Origin of the sequence: Xanthobacter pseudotagetidis (assembly GCF_043194795.2) — a bacterium.
GTDB classification, from domain to species: Bacteria; Pseudomonadota; Alphaproteobacteria; order Rhizobiales; family Xanthobacteraceae; genus Xanthobacter; species Xanthobacter tagetidis_A.
On record NZ_CM195534.1, the window covers coordinates 3,885,694 to 3,905,501 of the forward strand.

Sequence of the window (19,808 nt, forward strand, 5' to 3'; positions counted from 1 at the left end):
GCCCCCATGGAAGCGAAAGCCGACGCGGGCGCCTTGATGGCCGCGCCCGCCGCCCGCAGGGCCTCGTCCACGCCACCCCTGACGCGGCTCCTGGCCAACCGGTCGGTGCGCGCCGGCCTGGGTCTCGCCGCCTTCTTCGGCGTCTGGCAGGCGCTGTCGAGCCTCGGCATCATCGACGACTTCCTGCTTCCCTCGCCGATCGCCGTGGCGCAGGCGCTGTGGGAGCTCGCTGTCGACGGATCGCTCTGGATTCATCTCGGCGCCAGCCTCCAGCGGGTGGCCGTCGGCTTCCTGCTCGCCTGCATCGCCGGGCTGGCGCTCGGCCTCGTCTGCGGCTGGTGGCGCACGATCTCCGATTATGTGCGCCCGGTGGTGGAGGCGCTGCGGCCGATCCCGCCTTTGGCCTGGATCCCGATCACCATCCTGTGGTTCGGCCTGGGCGACGCAGCCTCCTACTTCCTGGTCTTCCTCGGCGCATTCTTCCCCGCCTTCGTCGCCACCTACACCGCGGTGCGCAGCCTCGACCGCAACCAGATGAACGCGGCACTGTGCCTGGGCGCGAAGCCCTGGCAGCTGTTCTGGGACGTGCTGATCCCCGCCTCCCTGCCCATCATCCTGCCGGGCCTGCGCATCGCGCTGGGCGTCGGCTGGATGTGTGTCGTCACCGCCGAGCTGATCGCCGCCCAGACCGGCCTCGGCTACCTGATCCAGCAGTCCCGCATGCTGTTCCAGATCAACAATGTGGTGGCGGGCATGGTCACCATCGGCCTGGTCGGCTTCGCCATGTCGGCGGTGCTGGAGCGGATCGAGCGGAAGGTGAACGCCTGGGCACCCTCCGAGCGCAATTGAGGAGCCCCGCCATGGCCGCGACCGCCGCACTCGCCTCCACGCCGTTCCAGGGCCACGCCATGCACGCCGATCCGGCCGACATCCAGATCGACATCCGCAACGTCGGCAAGGTCTACGGCACCAAGGGCCAGGACAATGCCGTCATCGCCCTCGACGGGGTGACGCTGAAGATCCGCCGCGGCGAGTTCATCTCGCTGCTCGGCCCCTCGGGCTGCGGCAAGTCCACCTTGCTCGGCATCGTCGCCGGCTTCCAGGCCGCCACCAGCGGGCAGATCCTCCAGGACGGCCGGCCGATCACCAAGCCCGGCCCCTCGCGCACCGTCGTGTTCCAGGACTACGCGCTGTTCGGCTGGATGACGGTGCAGCAGAACATCGAGTTCGGGCTGAAGGCCAAGGGCATGCCGAAGGCGCAGCGGGCGGAGATCGCCCGCGCCTTGGTCGCCACGGTCCATCTCACCGGGTTCGAGAACAAGTATCCGCACGAGATGTCGGGCGGCATGAAGCAGCGCGCCGCCATTGCCCGCGCGCTCGCGCCCGATCCGGACATCCTGCTCATGGACGAGCCGTTCGGCGCCCTCGACGCGCAGACCCGCGTGCTGCTCCAGGAGGAGATCGCCCGCATCTCCTCCGACGCCGGCAAGACCGTGATCTTCGTCACCCACGGCATCGACGAGGCGGTGTTCCTCGCCGACCGCGTGGTGGTGATGAGCCCGCGGCCCGGCCGCGTGCGCGAGGAGGTTCTCGTGCCGCTTCCCCGGCCGCGCACGGCCGAGATGCGGTCCGACCCATGGTTCGTCTCCACGGTCAACGACCTGTGGGAAACGCTCAAGCCGGAATGGCAGAAAGGGGAATAGTCCGTGACCTCAGGAATCTCGCGCCGCCGCTTCGGCCAGCTCGCCGCTGGCCTCGCCGCCTCCCTCCCGCTCGCCGCCCCCTCGATCCTGCGGGCGCAGGAAGCCGACGTGGTCCGCATGTGCTGGTTCAACACGACCACCGTGTCGGCCCAGATCGCCCACGTGCTGATGCGCACCGACATCCCGGCCCGCAACGGCCTCAAGATGGAGATGATCCAGCTCGCCGCCTCGCCCGCCATCACCGAGGCGCTGGTCTCCGGCGCCGGCGACGTGGGCACGCTCTCCGACTTCGCCGCCGTGACCACCATGGCCATCGGCGCGCCGGTGACCACCGTCTCCTCGCAGGCGCGCTTCCGCTCGGCGGTGCTCGCCACCAAGAAGTCCGGCATCACCAAGCTTGAGGACCTCAAGGGCAAGCAGGTATTCGGCACCTTCGGCATCACCGCCTTCCAGAACGCGCAGGACGCGGTGCTGAGGGCCGGCCTGGTGCCCGGCAAGGACATGACGTTCGTGAATGTCGGCCCGGCCGAGCTCGCCGACGCGGTCGGCGCCCAGCGCATCGACGCCTTCTTCACCTACGACCCGTTCGTGAGCTATTTCGAGAGCACCGGCCACGCCGCGGTGATCTCCGAGAACCTCAGCCCGGTGATCGTGCTCTCGGCCAACAACCGCTTCTTCCAGCAGAAGCCGGATGCGCTGAAGCGCCTGCTGATGGCGAACGCGCAGGCGCTGTACTTCGCCTCGCAGAACAATGACCTGGTCAACAGCTGGTTCCGCTCTCTCGAGCCCGCCAAGAACATCCCCGAGGCGGTGCTGCAGAAGGCCTCCAGCTACGATCCGGCCTGGAGCGCCAAGACCTTCACCGACATCAAGGTGGCGCTCTCGCCGGCGCAGATCGCCCAGATCGAGACCCTGGGCAAGTGGGGCTACGAGCAGAAGCTGCTGCCGCGCCTGCCCGACGTGCCGAAGTTCGTCAACACGGCGATCGCCGCGGAGGTGGACAAGGAGATCGCGGCCGGGGGCTTCGACGTCAAGAGCGTGAAGATCCTGCGCGCCTGAGCGCCTGGCCTTCCCACCCGTGCAGCCGGTGGCGCGCCCCATGGGCGTTCGAGCGCCACCGGCATGCCGCCCCGCCTCGCCAGCCGAGGCGGGGCGAAGCAGGACTGAGATGACCGACACAGCGGCACTTCCGGCCCGCGTCTGCGCGACCCGCCATTTCGACTTCTCCGACATGTCCGCGGAGGAGCGCTACCGGCTCATGGCCTCCACCATCATGCCGCGCCCCATCGCCTGGGTGGTCACCGTAAGCGCGGACGGCGTGGTGAACGCCGCCCCCTATTCCTTCTTCAACATGTTCGGCGCCGATCGGCCGGTGGTGGCGCTCGGCATCCTGGCGCGCCCGGGCCGGCCGAAGGACACCGCGGCCAACATCCGCGCCACCGGCGCGTTCGTCGTCAACCTCGTGCCGTTCGCGCTCGCGGAGGCGATGAACCAGACCTGCGTCGACGCGCCGCCGGAGGTGGACGAGACCGCGCTCGCCGGGCTTGAGACCGTGCCGAGCCTCGCCGTCCCCCCGCCGCGCATCGCCACCGCGCCGGTCGCCTTCGAGTGCCGCCTGACGCATCTGCTGGAGACCGGCCCCGGCCAGCTCCTGGCGGTGGGCGAGGTGCTGCACGCGCACTATGCCCGCCGGGTGCTGACGGGCGATCCCGAGCGGCCGCGCGTGGACGCCGCGGCCCTCGACCTCGTCGGGCGCATGCACGGCGCCTCGGCCTACACCCGCACCCGCGACCTGTTCGACCTCGACCGCCCGCTCTGGGAGGGCGGCGGCACGATCCCCAGCAAGGAATGAGCGAGATGCCCAAGATCAAGGTGGCCGCAGTCCAGGCCGCGACGGTTCCCTTCGACGGCGCGGCCGCGACCGCGCGCACGGTGGCGCTGATCGCCGAGGCGGCCGCCGCCGGCGCCAAGCTGGCGGTGTTCCCGGAAGCCTTCATCGGCGGCTATCCGAAGGGGCTGGACTTCGGCTGCTGCGTCGGCCGGCGCACCTCCGAGGGCCGGGCCGACTTCGCCCGCTACGTGCGCGGCTCGATCGCCGTCCCGGGCCCCGAGGTGGACCAGCTGGCTGCCGCCTGCGCCGCGTATGACATCCACGCCGTGGTCGGGGTGATGGAGCGCGACGGCGGCACGCTCTACTGCACGGCGCTCTATCTCGGCCCGCAGGGCCTGCTCGGCAAGCACCGCAAGGTGATGCCGACCGGCGCCGAGCGGCTCGTGTGGGGCTTCGGCGACGGCTCGACGCTGACCGTGGTGGACACCCCGCTCGGCAAGCTCGGCGGCGCCATCTGCTGGGAGCACTACATGCCGCTGATGCGCGCCGCCTACTACGCCAAGGGCGTCGAGATCTGGGCCGCGCCAACCGCCGACGACCGCGAGACCTGGATCCCCACCATGCGCCATGTGGCGATGGAGGGCCGCTGCTTCGTCATCAGCGCCTGCCAGGTGATGCGCCGCTCGGACTTCCCCGAGGACTATGCGAGCCGCATCGACGCCGGGCCGGGCGAATGGATGATGCACGGCCGCTCGGTGATCGTCGGCCCGCTCGGCGAGGTGCTCGCCGGCCCGCTGGTGGACGAGGAAGGCATCCTCACCGCCGAGATCGACCTCGACGACCTGCTCGGCGCGCGGCTCGATTTCGATCCGGTCGGCCACTATGCGCGGCCGGACCTGTTCAGCCTCAGGGTCGACGAGACCCCGCAGCTTCCCGTGGTGATCGGAGCCGAGGGCTGAGGCGGCGCCCCTCCGCCATTCCGCCGCCCGCCCGCCGCCGCGGGGAGCCGGTCAGAGGGGATCACCCGCCGTAACCGGGCGCGCGGATCGCGCGCCCCCGCGGCGCAGGGCGCCATGCTCCGCGCCCTGGCCGGGGCGCCGGATGCGGCCGGTCGCGTCGGCGAGGCTGAGCAGATAGGCTCCGGCCTCCTCGATGTCCGCCACGATCTCGGCCTCGGCATGCGCGCCATCCTTCAGGCGGATGGCGTCGAGCGCCGCTCGGTGGTGGTCCGTTCCCTTCAGCGAGACCACGTATTCCGGCACCACGAAGGACAGGATCGGCCCGCAGCGCAGCCACAGATTCTCGATCATCTCCAGCAGGATCGGAATTCCAGCCAGGGCATAGATGCCGAAATGGAAGCGCCGGTGGATGTCGAGATAGGTGTCGAGCCGGCGCTTCTCGATCATGCGGCGCATGTCCGCCAGCAGCGCCTCCAGCGCGTCGATGTCGGCGGCGCCGGCCTTCAGGGCCGCCTCGCGCGTGGCCCGCCCCTCCAACTCCGTCCGCACCACCATGAGGTCCGTCAGCGCGCTGGACCTCAGGTCCGGGACCAGGGCGGAATTGCGCGGTCCCTGGTCCAGGACGCCCTGCGCCACGAGCCGCGACACCGCATCGCGCACCGGCGTGATGGAGGTGCCGAATGTCTCCGCCAGCTGGCGCAGCACCAGCGCGCTGCCGGGCTCGAAGCGCCCCGCCAGCAGCGCCTCGCGCAGCTGGGCATGGGCGCGGTCCCACAGCGGCTCGCGGGCGATCCGGGAGAGGTTCTGGTCGGCAAGGTTCAAGGGCGCCTCCTTCCGATCACCGGACCATTCCAGAACACCGTTGACAAGTCCATCACATGTCGTTTGTTATAACAAATAACACAAACGGGAGAAGCGCCATGTTCCTTCGCGTCGCGTCGGCCGCTGCGGCCGCCATGATTCTTGCGGCCGCGCCGGCAGCGGCCCAGGACAAGTTCCCCTCGCGCGAGGTGCGGCTGATCGTGCCGTGGAACGCGGGCGGCTCCAACGACATCGCGGCGCGCAAGCTGGCCCCGATTCTGGCCGAGAACGGCATCAACATCATCGTCGACAACGTGCCCGGCGGCACCGGCACCATCGGCATGGGCCGCGTCGCCAGCGCCGCGCCGGACGGCTACACGCTGGGCATGGGCACCTCGTCCACCCTGTCCATGATCGCCCAGGGCAAGACGCCGCTGCGCAACGACCAGTTCTCCGGCATCGCCCGCATCTCCAGCGACCCGCTGATGCTGCTGGTGAACACCGACGGCCCCAAGGACATCGACGCCTTCGTGGCGAAGATGAAGGCGAACCCGGGCAAGGTCACCATCGGCACGCCGGGCAGCTACAACATCAACCACATCTTCGCGACCATGACCGCCAAGGCCGCGGGCGTCGACTATGTGAACGTGCCCTATCCCGGCGGCTCCAAGGTCATCGTCGACCTCGCCGGCGGTCAGGTGGATGCGGGCGTGCTGAAGCCGTCGGAGAGCATCAGCCAGATCAAGGCCGGCCAGGTGAAGCCCATCGCCGTGTTCGCCAATGAGCGCCTCGACGTCTTCCCCGACGTGCCGACCATGAAGGAGAAGGGCTTCGACGTGTTCCCCTACGGCCCGGTGGTGCAGATGGCCTATGTGGTGGGCCCGGCGAACATGCCCCCGGCGGTGCGCAAGACCCTCGTCGACGCGTTCCGCAAGTCGATCCAGGACCCGCGCTTCAAGACCTTCGCCGCCGAGAACGGCGTGCTGGTGGACGACCTCACCGGCGACGCCCTCGACAAGGAAGTCAACGACGTCCAGAAGTCGCTGAACGCCGTCGCGACCCAGGTGTTCAAGGGCAAGGACTGACCGTCCTCCCTAAGGGTCCGGGCCGGCCGCGCGCCGGCCCGCAGATACGTGTCCCGGCAGGACTCGCGCTCCCCGCCCCCTGCCCCTTCCCGTCCGCTGCCAGCAGAAAGAGCGCGTCGTGAGCGTCATCAAGTCCGTCAAGGCCCACGTGATGTCGTCCCCCGTGGAGAAGCCCTTCACCTCCTCGCGGGGCTGGCTCTACAAGACGCGCGGCACCTGCCTCGTGGAGATCGAGACCGCCGACGGCATTGTCGGCTGGGGCGAGTGCTACGGTCCTTCCGCCGTGGCGAAGGCCTTCATCGAGACCCAGTTCGGCCCGCGCATCGTCGGCCGTGACCCGTTCGACGTGGAGGTGATCTGGGAAGACCTCTACAACCGCATCAAGGACTACGGGAACAAGGGCATGTCCATCGCCGCCATCAGCGGCATCGACATCGCGCTCTGGGACATTGTCGGCAAGAGCTGCGGCAAGCCGGTGCACAAGCTGCTCGGCGGCGCCTTCCGCACCGAGGTGGACTGCTACGCCACCGGCCTCTACTTCATCGACTTCGACCGCCTCGTCGAGGAGGCGGTGGAGGAGGCCGTGGGCTATGTGGAAGAGGGCTTCAAGGCCGTCAAGATGAAGATCGGCCTCGGCAACATCCACAAGGACTACGGGCGCGTGAAGGCGGTCCGCGACGCGGTCGGTCCCGACATCCGCCTGATGGTGGACGCCAACCACGCCTTCTCGGTGCCGGTCGCCATCCGCCTCGGCCGCAAGCTCGAGGAACTCGACATCGAGTGGTTCGAGGAGCCGATCTCGCCCGAGGACATCGACGGCTACGTGGAGGTCGCCCGCGCCCTCGACATGGCGGTGGCCGGCGGCGAGAACGAGTTCACCCGCTGGGGCTTCCGCGACGCCATCGTGCGCAAGGCCATGGACATCGTGCAGCCGGACGTGTGCGCCGCCGGCGGCCTCTCCGAGTGCAAGAAGATCGCCGCGCTCGCCTCCACCCACGGCGTCGAGTGCGTGCCCCACGCCTGGGGCTCGGCGGTGGGCATCGCCGCCACCCTGCACTTCCTCGGCTCGCTCGCCGACCAGCCGCCGAGCCTGTTCCCGTTCGAGCCGCTCTTGGAGTTCGAGCAGTGCGAGAACCCGTTCCGCGACCATCTGGCGAAGGAGCCGATCGTGCAGGAGCGGGGCCGGGTGAAGATCCCCACCGGCCCGGGCCTCGGCATCGAGATCGACCGCTCGGTCATCGACCGCTACCGGGTGGGCTGAGGCGATGCGCTTCGTCACCTTCCTGAAGGATGGAACGGCGCGCGCCGGCGTTCTGGTGGGCGATGGCGCGGGCGCGGGCGATCAGGTCTACGACCTCGCCCACCCGGCCATGGCCGGCGCGCTCGTGGGGAACGTGCCGGCCATGGCAACCCTCGTCCGCGGCGACCTGCGCGCGGCGGCCGCGCGCATCGCCGCCCACGGCCTCGCCGAGGCGGCGCGCCTGCCCCTTTCGGCGGTAGAGCTTCTCGCCCCCTTCGTGCCCGCGCGCATCTACGCCCTCGCCTTCAACTATCGCGACGCCCTTGAGGAACGCGGCATGGCGGCGCCGGTGGAGCCGGTGCTGTTCATGAAGCAGCCCTCCACCGTGGTCGGCCCCGGCGCGCCGATCCTGCTGCCGCCGGACATCGGCGGCTGCACCTACGAGGTGGAGATCGCCGCCGTCATCGGCCGCCCCGCGCACAAGGTGAGCCGTGCGGACGCGCTGGACCATGTGGCCGCCTATGCCGTGTTCAACGACATCAGCGCCAGCGAGATGATCAAGCGCGACGGCGGTTTCACCCGCGGCAAGAACCTGCCCACCTTCGGCCCGCTCGGCCCGTTCCTCGCCACCGCCGACGAGATCGGCGACCCGCACCGGCTCGCCTTGAGCCTGGAGGTGGACGGCGTGCGGCTGCAGGAGGGCGTGTCCTCGAACCTCGTCTTCGACGTGGCCGACCTCGTGGCGCGCCTGTCGCACGACCATCCGCTGGAGCCCGGCGACGTGATCGCCACCGGCACGCCGGCCGGCGTCGCCGGCATGCGCTCGCCTCCGGCCTGGCTGAGGCCCGGCTCGGTGGTGCGCGCCAGCGTCGAGGGCCTCGGCACCCTCCCCAACCCGATCGCCGAGGGGGCTCCCTATGGCCAGTGACTCGCGGCCGGTGGTGTTCGCCACCAACGCGCTCCATCCCGACGGCGCGGCGCTGCTGGCGCCCCATGCCGAGATCGTCGTGGGGCCGGACACCGCCGACGACACCCTGCGCGCCGGCGTGCGCGCGGCGGACGCGGTGATCGTGCGCGCCAAGCTGCCGTCCGGCGTGTTCGACGGCGCCCCGCGCGTGAAGGGCGTGGTGCGGCACGGCGTGGGGCTGGACTTCATCCCCGTCGCCGAGGCCACCGCGCGCGGCATTCCGGTCGCCAACCTGCCGGGCAGCAACACCCAGACCGTCGCCGAGTACGTCTTCGCCGCCCTGTTCGCCCTGCGCCGGCCGCTGGCGCGCATGGACGCCCGCCTCAGGGCGGACGGCTGGAACCCGGCGCGCAGCCTCGCGGACGGCACGCAGGAGATCGGCGCCACCACGCTCGGCATCGTCGGCCTCGGCGCCATCGGCCAGCGGGTCGCGGCCATCGCCACCGCCGGCTTCGGCATGCGCGTGCTGGGCGCCTCGCGCTCCGGCAAGGCGCCCGCGGGCGTTACGCCGGTCGGCCTCGACGAGCTGTTCGCGCAGTCGGACGCCATCGTCATCGCCTGCCCGCTCACGCCGGAGACCACTGGCCTCGTCGGCGCCGACCTCATCGCCCGCATGAAGCCGGACGCCGTTCTCGTGAACCCGGCACGCGGTCCGATCGTCGACACCGCCGCTTTGATCGCGGCTTTGAAAGCGGGCCGCATCGCCGGCGCCGCCACCGATGTCTACGACGTGCACCCGGTGCCGCCCGACAGCCCGCTCTTCGCTTTGCCGAACCTCATCATGACGCCCCACGGCGCCGGCATCACCGCCACCTCCATGCGCGCCATGAGCATCGGCGCGGCGGAGGAGGTGCTGCGCATCCTCAAGGGCGAGGAACCGAAGAACCTCGTCAATCCCGCCTACCGCAAGCCCGCCGCCTGAGAGCGGGCGAACGACCGAGCCCGAGACCGACCATGCGCATCGCCTCCATCAAAGCCGTCCCCATCTCCTTCCGCGTGCCGGAGGGCAAGAACGTCACCCTCGGCATCGGCCGCGCCGTGAAGCGCGACGCCGTGCTGGTGCGGGTCGAGACCGACGCGGGCGTGGTGGGCTGGGGCGAGGCCCACCATGGCCGCTGCCCCGGCGCGGTGGCGAAGCTCATCGACACCACCCTGTCGGAGCTCGTGCTCGGCATGGACGCCCTCGACGTGGTCGGCGTGTGGCAGAAGGTCTACCGCATGCAGCTGGCGAGCCACGGCATGGGCGCCGCCGCCGCCCTGGCGCTGAGCGGCCTCGACATCGCGCTCTGGGACATCCGCGGCAAGGCGATGGGCCAGCCGATCCACCGCCTGCTCGGCGGCGCGCCGAAGCCGATCAAGGCCTATGCCGGCGGCATCTCGCTCGGCTGGCAGAACCCCAAGGCGCTGGCCGAGGAGGCCGCCGCCTACGTCGCCCAGGGCTACAAGGCGCTGAAGCTGCGCGGCGGCGACGTCCCCGGCCGCGACATCGCCCGCGTGGAGGCGGTGCGCGCCGCCGTGGGACCGGACGTGGACATCCTGGTGGACGGCAACACCGGCTGCACCCCCGACCATGCGCGCCGGGTGATGCCGGCCTACGAGGCGGCGAACGTGGGCTGGTTCGAGGAGCCGTTCCCGCCGCAGGACTATCGCAGCTACCAGGACCTCGCGAAGCTCGGCCGGGTGCCGCTGGCGGCGGGCGAGAACCATTATACCCGCTACGAGTTCACCCGGCTGATCGCGGACGGCGCCGTCACCTTCGTGCAGCCGGACCTGTCCAAGGCCGGAGGCATCACCGAGTGCCACCGCATCGCCATCCTCGCCTCGGCCTGGAAGCTGTCGGTGAACCCGCACACCTCGGCCACCGGCATCAACATGGTGGCGACGCTCCACCTCATGTGCGCGGTGGACAATCCCGGCTATTTCGAGGGCGACGTCGCCCACCACAATCCGTTCCGCGACGAGGTCTGCGGCCTGCCCTACGCGCTCACGCCCGAGGGCACCGTGACCTGCCGCGAGGGGCCGGGCCTCGGCATCGAGGTGGATGAGGCCTTCCTCGCCGCCCACCCCCTCATCGAAGGCCCCTGCTACGTCTGAGGCGCGAGCGTCTGAGGCTGGAGCGCGCGCGAGCGCGCCTCCGCCGCCTGCCGGCCGGCAATGCGCCCGCCGATGACGCATTCGGCGAGGTTGCCGCCGCTCATATAGATGTGGCCGAACAGGCTGCCCAGTTCGCCGGCCGCATAGAGGCCGGGGATCGGCGCGCCGAACGGGTCCAGCACGCGCTGGCGCACGTCGTGGCGCGGCCCGCCCTGGGTGTTGATGACCACCGGCCGCACCCGCCCGAAATAGAACGGCGGCGCGCCGATCGGCGCCATGGTCTCCGGCAGGCGCCCGAAGGCCGCGTCGCGGCCGGCGGCGACGGCGGCGTTCCAGGCCTCCACCGTGGCGCGCAGCTCGGCAGCGGGCACGCCCATCAGCGCCGCGAGCGCGTCGAGGCTCTCGGCGCGCTGGAAGATGCCGTCCTCGATCTCGCGCGCATTGTCCGCGCTCCAGGCGAGGTGCGGGTGCGGGTCGTTATGGACCGAGCGTCCCAGCGGATACATGCGCCGGCCAGCCTCGTCGAAGATCAGGAAGGCAGGATCGCGCGGAAAGCCCTGCCGCTTCGGGTCGAAGGCGTCGAACGGGCGCACGCCGGTATCGCCGGGATAGGGCGGATATTCGTCCATGAAGCGACGGCCGGCCTGGTCCACCAGGATCCAGGCGAGGCGGGGCAGGACCTTCTCCGAGGCCCTGCCCGGCGCCGGATCGGTGCCGAGGGTGGCGGCGCCGAGCGCCCCCGCCCCGCTGAGCGCCGGCGTCCACATGGGCACCGCCTTGAGATAGAGGCCGAACGGATAGTCCGGATCCGGATGCACGAGGCCGTAGGGGCCGTGATAGTGCCACATGTGCCAGAGGTCGGCGCCCACCGCCTGGGCCATGCGGATGCCGTCGCCGGTATTGCCGCGGAACGAGCCGGTGAGCACGGCGCCCTTCTGGAAATACTGCCGCTGCATCTCCGCATCGGCCTCGAACCCGCCGCAGGCGAGGATCACGCCGCCATGGGCGCGGATGGCGAACGGCCGGCCGTCGCGCTCGGCGAGGAGGCCGATCACCGCGCCGTGGCCGTCGGTGAGGAGGCGGCGCGCCGGGGTCGACATCAGCACCTCCACCGGACGGGCCGCGACGTTATCGGCGAGCACCTTGAAGAGGCGCGTGCCGTTCTTCACCGCGCCCGCCTCGGGGAATGAAGTGCGCTCCTCCAGCGCCGGCACCGCCTCAACCTCGCAGTAGCCGAGCGCCTCGTATCCGGGCAGCGGATAATTGCCGAGCGCCGGCGTGACGCGGACCTTCGCGCCGCTGAGCCGGGCAAGCCCGCGCATATAGCCTTCCACCTCCACCATGCCGGCGGCGAGCGCCTCCAGCATGTCTTGCGGGGTGCGGCCACCACAGGTGGCTTCGAGATAAGCGAGCGCCGTCGCGCGGTCGGCGCTCACGCGGATGCCGCCGGCGGAGACCACGGACAGCCCGCCGGGAAACGCCATCTTCTCGATCAGCACGGTGCGCGCGCCGCGGTCGGCGGCCTCGATGGCGGCGACGGCGCCCGCGGCGCCGAACCCCACCACCAGCACGTCGGTCTCCATGTCCCAGGATGCGGGCAGCGACTGCCTCATGGTATCCGGCCTCATGGATCGATACGGTGCTTGAAGGAGGGCACGCGCCCGGAGCGCGTGCGGGCGAGGACGTCGAGGATCACGCCGCGGGTCTCCGCCGGCGTGATGACGTCGTCGATCAGCGCCATCTCGGCGGCGAGATAGGCCGAGGCCTGCGCCTCCGCGCCGGCGAGCAACTCACGGCGCCGCGCGACCGGGTCCGCCGCCTTCGCGATCTCCTTGCCGTAGGTGAGCTCGACGCCGGCCGCCGGGCCCATCACGTCGAACTGCGCGGTGGGCCAGGCGACGAGGGCGTCCGGCGCCATCACCCGCCCGCCCATGGCTAGATAGGCGAGGCCCACCGCCTTGCGCAGGACGATGGTCGCCTTGGGCACGCTCGCGCCGATGACGCTGTTGAGGAAGCGCGAGGCGAGCGAGACCATCCGCTGGTTCTCGATCTCCGGGCCGACCATGAAGCCGGGGCAGTCCACCAGGAACACCAGCGGGATGTGGAAGGCATCGCACGTGTCGACGAACTTGCGCGCCTTCTGGATGCCCTTCTCGTCGATGGCGCCGGCCATCCTCATGGGGTTGTTGGCGAGGATGCCCACCGCGTGCCCGTCCATGCGGGCGAACGCGGTGACGAGGCTCGGCCCGTAGTTCTGGCGGTAGTGGAACATCTCGCCGCCGTCGACGAGGAGGCGGATCAGTTCCTCCATGTCGTAGGCGCGGCGGTGGTTGTCGGAGACGATCGTGGTGAGCCTGGCCGCACCCTCGGGCGTGTCGCAGGCGGCCGGCCGCGGCGCGGCGTCGGGCGGCATCGCATCGCAACTGGAGGGCAGGAAGGAGAGGAAGGTGCGGATCGCCGCCAGCGCCTCGGCGTCGCTCTGCGCCAGATGGTCCGCCTGGCCGGTGACGGCGGCGCTCTTCTCCGCTCCGCCGATGTCCTCGGCCGAGACTTCCTTGCCGATGCCCACCTTCACCACCGGCGGCCCCGACATGCCCATGAAGCCGGAGCCGGCGACGATGGTGACGAAATCGGACTGCAGCGCCGTGAAGGACGGCCCGCCGAAGCACGCGCCCATCACCGCCGCCACCTGGGGCACCCGGCCGGAGAGCTGGAAATGCTCCTTGAAGCGGGCCCCGAGGCCGGCGGCGATGGCGCCGTTGTTTTCCTGGAAGCGGCCGGCGCCGGCCTCCATCAGCGCGATGAAGGGGCGGCGGTGGCGCAAGGCGAGATCGCGCACACGCTGGCTCTTCGCCTCGGCGACGCGGCCACGCGTCCCGGCGATCACCGAGGCGTCCTCGGAGGCCACGTAGACCTCGCGCCCATCGATGGTACCCCAGCCGGCGACGAGGCCGTCCGCTGGCGTGCGGGCCTTGAGCGCGCCGTGCTGGCTGCGGGCGAGCAGGCCGATCTCGCGGAACGAGCCGGGGTCGAGCAGCTGCTCCACCCGCGCCCGCGTATCGAGCTTGCCCGCGGCCTTCAGCTTAGCGAGCGCGGCAGCGCCGCCCATGGCGCGCGCGGCCGCGCGGCGCGCTTCGAGTTCCTTCAGCGTGTCCTCGTCCATGTGGGCCGGCTTCGCTCCCGTCTCGCATGCGGCCCGTGCGGGCCGCCGCCGTCTTTCGCGGCGAATTGGTTATATTGTTACTTCAAATATCAATTCATTTATATCATATTGTCATCATATCGTCTCGGTAATTTTCGGCCGGGCGAACCCACACAGACAGGCGGGAAACGGGTCCATGGCGCAGCATGATGTGGTGTCGAGCGTAACCGGCGTGGTGTTCGAGGTGGCGGCGGCGGAGGGCGCCGCCGTGGTGGCGTGCGACACGCTGGTGGTGGTCGAATCGATGAAGATGGAGATCCCCCTCGTCGCCCCCCGCACCGGCCGCGTCGCCCGCATCCTGGTGGCCGCGGGCGACGGCGTGGACGAGGGCCAGACCGTGGCGGTCGTCGAGGACTGAGCGCGCTCAGGCACTCTCGCCTTGGCCGATGTGGCGGTAGTCGCCCTCGAAATAGAGCAGGGGATTGCCGCTCTCCCGCTGCCGCATGGCCACCACATGGCCGACGAGGATGTCGTGGGTTCCAGAACTGAACTGGGACGACACCTCGCAATCGAAATTGGTCATCGCCTCGTCGAGCGCCGGCGAGCCGGTGGCGAGGGTGGACCAGCGGCAGGAGGCGAACCGCTCGGCCGGGTCGCGCGCCAGGAACTGCCGGGCGAACGGCATCTGGTCGGCGGCGAGCACGTTCACGCAGAACACGCCGGCCTCGACGATGAGCCCGTGGGCGCGGGTGCCCCGGTTGACGCACACGAGCAGGCTCGGCGGCCCGGCGCTCACCGAGCACACCGCGGTGGCGATCAGTCCGGCGGGGCGCCCCCCGTCCAGGGTCGAGACCACGTTCACGGCGGCGGCGAGGCGGCGCATGCCGCGCTTGAAGTCATCCTCCGGTACGGCGTCGAAGCGCGGCATGGGACATGTCCTCCCGTTCTGTGTTGGATGGCGGGGTACAATCCCGCGATCCGCTCAAATTTGCCTTGATGTAGGGTAACGTTCAAGACACAATGTGACGATAAAAATAGATACATTTTGGTGCGCCCTCTGGAAAGGCGCGCCAGCAGGGCAGGAAGAGGGCCGGGATGGATTTTCAGCTGACCAATCGCCAGAAGGAGCTCATGGACGCCGCCAAGGGCGCCTGTGAGCGCAAGCTCGCCCCGCTGGTGGCCGACACCAGCGTCGAGGGCGTGCGCCGGCTGCGCCGCGCCATGGCCGAGCAGGGGCTTCTCGGCCTCAACCTGCCGCCCGAGCATGGCGGCCTCGGCCTGCCACTGCTCGACACGCTGCTGGTGATCCAGACGCTCCAGGCTTGCGCGCCCATCGTCGGCGGCCTCAGCCACCGCACCTCCACCGGCGCGATCGGCGCCGTCGCGGAATACGGCACGCCCGACCAGCGCACGCGCTTCGTCGAGCCTTTGTGCCGCGGCGAGATCGGCATCTCCATCGGCATCACCGAGCCCGAGGCCGGCTCGGCCGCCACCGCCCTGAAGACCCGCGCCCGCATCGAGGGCGACCACGTGGTCCTCAACGGCTCCAAGCAGTTCGTCAGCTTCGTGAACATCAACGAGTTCACGCTCGTCTATTGCCGCTTCGGCTCCTCGGGGAAGGCCTCCGACATCGGCGCGGTGATCGTCCCCCACGATGCGCCCGGCTTCCGCCATTCGAGCGGCACGCTCAACATGGCGGACGAGCTCCTGTTCGAGCTCTATTTCGACGAGTGCCGGGTGCCGAAGGAGAACGTGCTGCTCGACGGCGGCGCCTTCGGCAAGCTGATCAGCGTCTACAACGCCGAGCGCCTCGGCAGCATGGCGCGCATGCTGGGCTCGGCCCGCGCGGCCTACGAGTATGCGCTCGCTTACTCCAAGGAGCGGCGCCAGTTCGGCCGCGAGATCTGCGATTTCCAGGGCATCCAGTGGATGCTGGCCGACATGCGGGTGAAGCTCGACGCGGCCCACCTCCTGGTCATGCGCGCCGCCTCGACCGCGCAGGCCACGGGCCTGCCCGCGCCGCTGGAGACCTCGATCGCCAAGGTGTTCACCGCCAAGGCGGCGAAGGAGATCTGCGACGACGCCATCCAGGTGCTCGGGGCCAACGGCTACACCAAGGAATATCCCCTCGCCCACCGCTATGCCGAGGTGCGCGGCGGCTCGATCTATGGCGGCACCATGCAGATCCACAAGAACATGATCGCGGCCGCCATCCTGGGACGCGAGAACAGCCAGTGGAAGAAGACCTGAGGGAGACCGCCGTGACCGTCGAGATCGACCGCTCGCTCATCGGCAGCCGCAGCGCCCCCTACGTCGTCGAGGTGGAGAAGGGTGCCGTGCGGCGCTTCGCCGACGCCATCGGCGAGCCCAACCCCGTGTACCGCGACGCCGATGCGGCGCGGGCGCAGGGCTATGCCGGCATCATCGCGCCACCCACCTTCCCGGTCTCCTTTCTCGCGCCCGAGGAGCCGCCATGGACGCGCCCCCTCGACCGGCGGCGCGTGCTCGCGGGTGAGCAGGGCTTCCATTATGTGCGGCCGATCGTGGTGGGCGACGTCCTCACCTGCCGCATCACCTTCGTCGGCGTCGAGGAGAAGCAGGCGCGCTCCGGCGCCATGGAGCTGCTGATCCAGGAGATCGATGGCCGCGATGCCTCCGGCGCGCCGGTCTACCGCCACCGGCGGGTGATGGTCTATCGCGCCGCCCCGGCGAGCTGAGCGATGGACGCCATCGCCACCGCGCCGCTGATGACGGCGGACGCCTTCGCCGCGGCACTGGCCGATCCGCGCCACACTTGGCCATGCCGCGACTGGGCGCTGCTCGACGTGCGCGAGCACGGCGCCTTCGAGCGCGGCCATATCCCCGGCGCCACGTCGCTGCCGCGCCGCCGGCTCGAATTCCGCATGGAAGAGCTGGTGCCCGCCCGCACCACGCCTGTGCTGCTCTATGACGATGGCGGGGACGACCGGCGCGCCTGGCTGGCGGCGGACGACCTCCGGTCGTTCGGCTACACGCGCGTAAGCGTGCTCGACGGCGGCCTCGACGGCTGGCGCGCTTTGGGCGGCGTGCCGGCCACCGGCGTCAACGTGCCGTGCAAGGCCTTCGGCGAGCGTGTCCTGGCCGAGGACGGGGTGCGCCATCTCGATGCGGCGGCGCTCGATGCCCGCCGCGCGGCTGGCGCGCGCATCGCCGTCTGGGACGTGCGCACGGCGGAAGAGTTCGTCGACGCGCACATTCCCGCGGCCTGCTCGGCGCCCGGCTTCGAGCTGGCGCTCCGGCTCGCGGACCTGGAGGCGGACTGCGACACGGTCGTGGTCAATTGCGCCGGCCGCACCCGCTCCATCATCGGCACCGCCACTCTGGCGCTGCTGGGCGCGCGCGCGGTGTTCGCGCTTGAGAACGGCACCATGGGCTGGCGGCTGGCCGGCCGCGCCCTGGCGCACGGCGAGGCCCCGACGGCGCCCCCCTCCCCCACCAGTTGCGAACATGCCGCCGCCCGCGCCGAGGCGCTCGCGCGCGACGCCGGCGTGAGCCTGCTTCCGCCCGCGGAGCTCGCGGCGCTGCTCGCGCATCCCTCGGCGGGGGCGCGCATCCTGGACGTGCGGACGAAGGAAGCCTTCGCCGCCGGGCACATCGCCGGCGCCGCGTTCACACCCGGCGGGCAGGCGGTGCAGCGGGCGGACGATTTCATCGCCGTGCCGGGCGCCGACATGGTGTTCGTGGACGATGGCGACGCCCGCGCCTTGCTCGCGGCCTATTGGTATCGGCGCATGGGCTTTCCCCGCGTGCACGTGCTCGCCGGCGGCATGCCCGCCTGGCGCGCCTCTAGCCGCAGCGAGGAGAATGGCCGCCCGCGGCCCGCGCCTCTGGGCTTTGCGGCGGCGCGCGCCGCCACCGCCTTCATCGATGCGGCGATCCTCGCCGGCCGCCTGGAAGCCCCCCCGCAGGCCCGGCCGGTGGTGGTGGACGTGGGATCGAGCCGCGAATTGATGGCGAGCCACCTGCCCGGCGCGCTCTGGTTGCCGCGCGGCTCGCTGGAGGTGCTTGCGCCGGGGCTGCCCCAAGGCCGGGCGGTGGTGCTCGCCTCCGCCGAGCCGGCGCAATCCATCCTCGCCGCCCGCACCCTGGCGCGCCTCGGCTTCGCGCAGGTCCAGGTGCTGGACGGCGGCGTTCCCGCATGGCGCGCGGCCGGCCTGCCTGTGGCCGAAGGCCTGCCGGAGGGCGCGGCCGCCGACGACGTGGTGGAGCCGCCCTATCGGCGGGGCCTCGCCGGCATGCGCGCCTATCTGGACTGGGAGATCGCGCTGCACGGCCATGTCGGCGCGCCGGAGCCGCAGGCATGAGCGCCCGGCCGAGCCGGCTGCCCGCGCCGCCGCCTTGGCCCTTCCCGCGCGGCCTAGACCACGGCCATGCGCGGCTGCGGGCGCTCGCGGGCGAGGCGGGTGAGGATATCGAGGCCCTTGGCGAGCACGCTCGTCTTCTGCGCCGGATTGACGGAGATGCGGAACGCCCGGGGCGGCGTCGCGCCACCGATGGTGAAGTTCTCCGACGGCACCACCGAGACTCCCTCGCGATGGGCCGCCTCGCAGAATTCCGCCGCCCGCCAGTGGGCCGGCAGGTGCAGCCACTGGAAGAACGCCGCCGGGTGGCTCGACACCTTCCAGCCCTCCAGCAGCTTCAGCGCCGCCTCGTGGCGAGCGCGCAGCTCCGCAAGGTTGTGGCGGGCGATGGCGTCGGCCGAGCCGTCCGCGATCATCGCCCCGGCGATCTCCAGCGGCAGCGGCGCGTTGGCGAGCATCAGCGCGTGGAGGGTGTGGACCAGCCGCTCGCACAGAGCCGGCGGGCTCGCCATGTAGGCGACGCGCAGGGCCGGCGTGACGCTCTTGCCGAACGAGCTGAGATAGATGGTGCGCTCCGGCGCGAAATGGGCGATCGGCAGCGGCCGCTCGGTCATGCCGCTGATCGCCGCGTCGTCCTCGATCAGCACCAGATCGAACCGGCGCGCGAGGTCGGCGATGCGCTGGCGGCGCTTCTCGGACATCATGGCCGCGGTCGGGTTGTGGACCGTGGGCTGGAGATAGAGGCAGCGCCCGCCGGTGGCGGCGACCGCCTCTTCCAGCGCCTCGGGAACGATGCCTTCGCAATCGATGGCCACCGGCGCCAGGCGGCGCCCGAGCAGCGCGCCGAGGGAATTGACGCCGGAATAGGTGAGCGCCTCGGACAGCAGCGTTTCGCCGGGGCCGACCGTGGCGCTGATCGCCACCAGCAGCGCCTGCTGGCCGCCGCCGCAGGCGACCACGCGGTCGGGCGTCACCTGGAGGCCGGAGCGGCGGATCCACTGCGCGCCGGCGGTGCGGTGGGTCAGCAGGCCCTCGGCGGGCGGATACTTGTGCAACGGCATGAGGGCCGCGCGCGCGGTGGCGTGCGCCATGGCCTTCGCCAGCTCCTCGGACAGGCCCGCGACCGGCGAGCGGTAGCACGCGAAATCGATGGTGCCGGGCATGCGCTCGGGCAAATAGTTGGGAATGGTGGCCTCAACGCCGCGGCACACGAACGTGCCGCGCCCGACCTCGCCGGAGACCAGCTGGCGCCGCTTCATGATGTTGTAGGCGCGCCCCACCGTGCCGACCGTCACGCCGAGCTGCTCGGCGAGGTCACGCTGCGGCGGAAGCTGGGCGCCGAGCGGCAGCTCGCCGCTGTCGATGGCCTCGGCGATGGCACTCGCCAGCGCGAGGTAGCGAGGGCCTTCGAACTTCGAAATGTCGGGTGTCCATACCCCCGCGCCGGCGGCGTCAGTCATGGCGTTCGGGTGCTCCGATCGACGATCAATATTGGCGCCAATGTAACTCATCTGACGGCTACATTGATACAGGGATGTTCCGGAGCCGGGCAGCCTCGCGGGCGCGGCGTCCGCGTCCCACCCCGCGCGGGAGAATGGCGCAGTCGCATGCCGCCCCCGCCTGCGCCCGGCCCCGCGCGCCGGCGC

At 71.0% G+C, this 19,808-nt stretch carries 19 protein-coding genes; 14 read left to right on the plus strand and 5 right to left on the minus strand.

Annotation, left to right across the window (positions count from 1 at the left end; genetic code table 11):
• Positions 1 to 6 precede the first annotated feature (6 nt).
• The 5 genes from V5F67_RS17760 (at position 7) to V5F67_RS17780 (ending at position 4,493) form a co-directional block, all read left to right on the plus strand.
• Entirely contained in the window at positions 7 to 849 is an 843-nt protein-coding gene (locus V5F67_RS17760; protein ID WP_394021635.1) for an ABC transporter permease, read from the plus strand.
• A gap of 11 nt (positions 850 to 860) precedes the next feature.
• Positions 861 to 1,703, plus strand: coding sequence for an ABC transporter ATP-binding protein (locus V5F67_RS17765; RefSeq protein WP_394021634.1), 843 nt, complete (start codon positions 861 to 863; stop codon positions 1,701 to 1,703).
• A gap of 3 nt (positions 1,704 to 1,706) precedes the next feature.
• Entirely contained in the window at positions 1,707 to 2,762 is a 1,056-nt protein-coding gene (locus V5F67_RS17770) for an ABC transporter substrate-binding protein (RefSeq protein ID WP_394021633.1), read from the plus strand.
• A 109-nt stretch (positions 2,763 to 2,871) separates the two neighbouring features.
• Entirely contained in the window at positions 2,872 to 3,555 is a 684-nt protein-coding gene (locus V5F67_RS17775; protein ID WP_394021632.1) for a flavin reductase family protein, read from the plus strand.
• A 5-nt stretch (positions 3,556 to 3,560) separates the two neighbouring features.
• Positions 3,561 to 4,493: a carbon-nitrogen hydrolase family protein gene (locus tag V5F67_RS17780; RefSeq protein ID WP_394021631.1), complete on the plus strand. Its 933-nt coding sequence runs from the start codon at positions 3,561 to 3,563 to the stop codon at positions 4,491 to 4,493.
• Between the two features lie 51 nt (positions 4,494 to 4,544).
• Here V5F67_RS17780 and V5F67_RS17785 read toward each other — a convergent pair whose 3' ends face one another.
• Entirely contained in the window at positions 4,545 to 5,315 is a 771-nt protein-coding gene (locus V5F67_RS17785) for a GntR family transcriptional regulator (protein WP_394021630.1), read from the minus strand.
• Positions 5,316 to 5,413: 98 nt separating this feature from the next.
• Between V5F67_RS17785 and V5F67_RS17790 the strand changes: the two genes are divergently transcribed.
• The 5 genes from V5F67_RS17790 (at position 5,414) to V5F67_RS17810 (ending at position 10,680) form a co-directional block, all read left to right on the plus strand.
• Positions 5,414 to 6,379 (plus strand): tripartite tricarboxylate transporter substrate binding protein, encoded by a 966-nt coding sequence (locus V5F67_RS17790; RefSeq protein WP_394021629.1) that lies wholly within the window; start codon positions 5,414 to 5,416, stop codon positions 6,377 to 6,379.
• 118 nt (positions 6,380 to 6,497) lie between these two features.
• The gene (locus tag V5F67_RS17795; protein ID WP_394021628.1) at positions 6,498 to 7,640 is read left to right on the plus strand and encodes a mandelate racemase/muconate lactonizing enzyme family protein; all 1,143 of its coding nucleotides are present in this window, start codon (positions 6,498 to 6,500) and stop codon (positions 7,638 to 7,640) included.
• Positions 7,641 to 7,644: 4 nt separating this feature from the next.
• Positions 7,645 to 8,547 (plus strand): fumarylacetoacetate hydrolase family protein, encoded by a 903-nt coding sequence (locus V5F67_RS17800; RefSeq protein WP_394021627.1) that lies wholly within the window; start codon positions 7,645 to 7,647, stop codon positions 8,545 to 8,547.
• Positions 8,537 to 9,508 (plus strand): hydroxyacid dehydrogenase, encoded by a 972-nt coding sequence (locus V5F67_RS17805; RefSeq protein ID WP_394021626.1) that lies wholly within the window; start codon positions 8,537 to 8,539, stop codon positions 9,506 to 9,508. Before V5F67_RS17800 ends, V5F67_RS17805 begins: the two co-directional genes overlap by 11 nt.
• Before the next feature lie 32 nt (positions 9,509 to 9,540).
• Complete coding sequence (locus V5F67_RS17810; RefSeq protein ID WP_394021625.1) at positions 9,541 to 10,680, plus strand: mandelate racemase/muconate lactonizing enzyme family protein; 1,140 nt, start codon at positions 9,541 to 9,543, stop codon at positions 10,678 to 10,680.
• Here the strand turns inward: V5F67_RS17810 and V5F67_RS17815 are convergent.
• Entirely contained in the window at positions 10,671 to 12,293 is a 1,623-nt protein-coding gene (locus V5F67_RS17815; RefSeq protein ID WP_394021624.1) for an FAD-dependent oxidoreductase, read from the minus strand. The genes V5F67_RS17810 and V5F67_RS17815 overlap by 10 nt on opposite strands.
• Positions 12,294 to 12,304: 11 nt before the next feature.
• Positions 12,305 to 13,843 (minus strand): acyl-CoA carboxylase subunit beta, encoded by a 1,539-nt coding sequence (locus tag V5F67_RS17820; protein WP_394021623.1) that lies wholly within the window; start codon positions 13,841 to 13,843, stop codon positions 12,305 to 12,307.
• A gap of 175 nt (positions 13,844 to 14,018) precedes the next feature.
• On the opposite strand from V5F67_RS17820, the gene V5F67_RS17825 reads away from it, so the two are divergent.
• Positions 14,019 to 14,240, plus strand: coding sequence for an acyl-CoA carboxylase biotin carboxyl carrier protein subunit (locus V5F67_RS17825; protein ID WP_394021622.1), 222 nt, complete (start codon positions 14,019 to 14,021; stop codon positions 14,238 to 14,240).
• Between the two features lie 6 nt (positions 14,241 to 14,246).
• On the opposite strand, the gene V5F67_RS17830 is transcribed toward V5F67_RS17825, so the two are convergent.
• Positions 14,247 to 14,750: a flavin reductase gene (locus V5F67_RS17830; protein WP_394021621.1), complete on the minus strand. Its 504-nt coding sequence runs from the start codon at positions 14,748 to 14,750 to the stop codon at positions 14,247 to 14,249.
• A gap of 167 nt (positions 14,751 to 14,917) precedes the next feature.
• On the opposite strand from V5F67_RS17830, the gene V5F67_RS17835 reads away from it, so the two are divergent.
• Genes V5F67_RS17835 through V5F67_RS17845 form a run of 3 tightly spaced genes read left to right on the plus strand, consistent with a single transcriptional unit; the run spans position 14,918 to position 18,165 of the window.
• Positions 14,918 to 16,072: an acyl-CoA dehydrogenase family protein gene (locus V5F67_RS17835; RefSeq protein ID WP_394021620.1), complete on the plus strand. Its 1,155-nt coding sequence runs from the start codon at positions 14,918 to 14,920 to the stop codon at positions 16,070 to 16,072.
• An 11-nt stretch (positions 16,073 to 16,083) separates the two neighbouring features.
• Positions 16,084 to 16,539, plus strand: a complete 456-nt coding sequence (locus V5F67_RS17840) for an FAS1-like dehydratase domain-containing protein (protein WP_394021619.1) — start codon at positions 16,084 to 16,086, stop codon at positions 16,537 to 16,539.
• A gap of 3 nt (positions 16,540 to 16,542) precedes the next feature.
• Complete coding sequence (locus tag V5F67_RS17845) at positions 16,543 to 18,165, plus strand: rhodanese-like domain-containing protein (protein ID WP_394021618.1); 1,623 nt, start codon at positions 16,543 to 16,545, stop codon at positions 18,163 to 18,165.
• 53 nt (positions 18,166 to 18,218) lie between these two features.
• On the opposite strand, the gene V5F67_RS17850 is transcribed toward V5F67_RS17845, so the two are convergent.
• Positions 18,219 to 19,622, minus strand: a complete 1,404-nt coding sequence (locus V5F67_RS17850; protein WP_394021617.1) for an aminotransferase-like domain-containing protein — start codon at positions 19,620 to 19,622, stop codon at positions 18,219 to 18,221.
• Positions 19,623 to 19,808 lie beyond the last annotated feature (186 nt).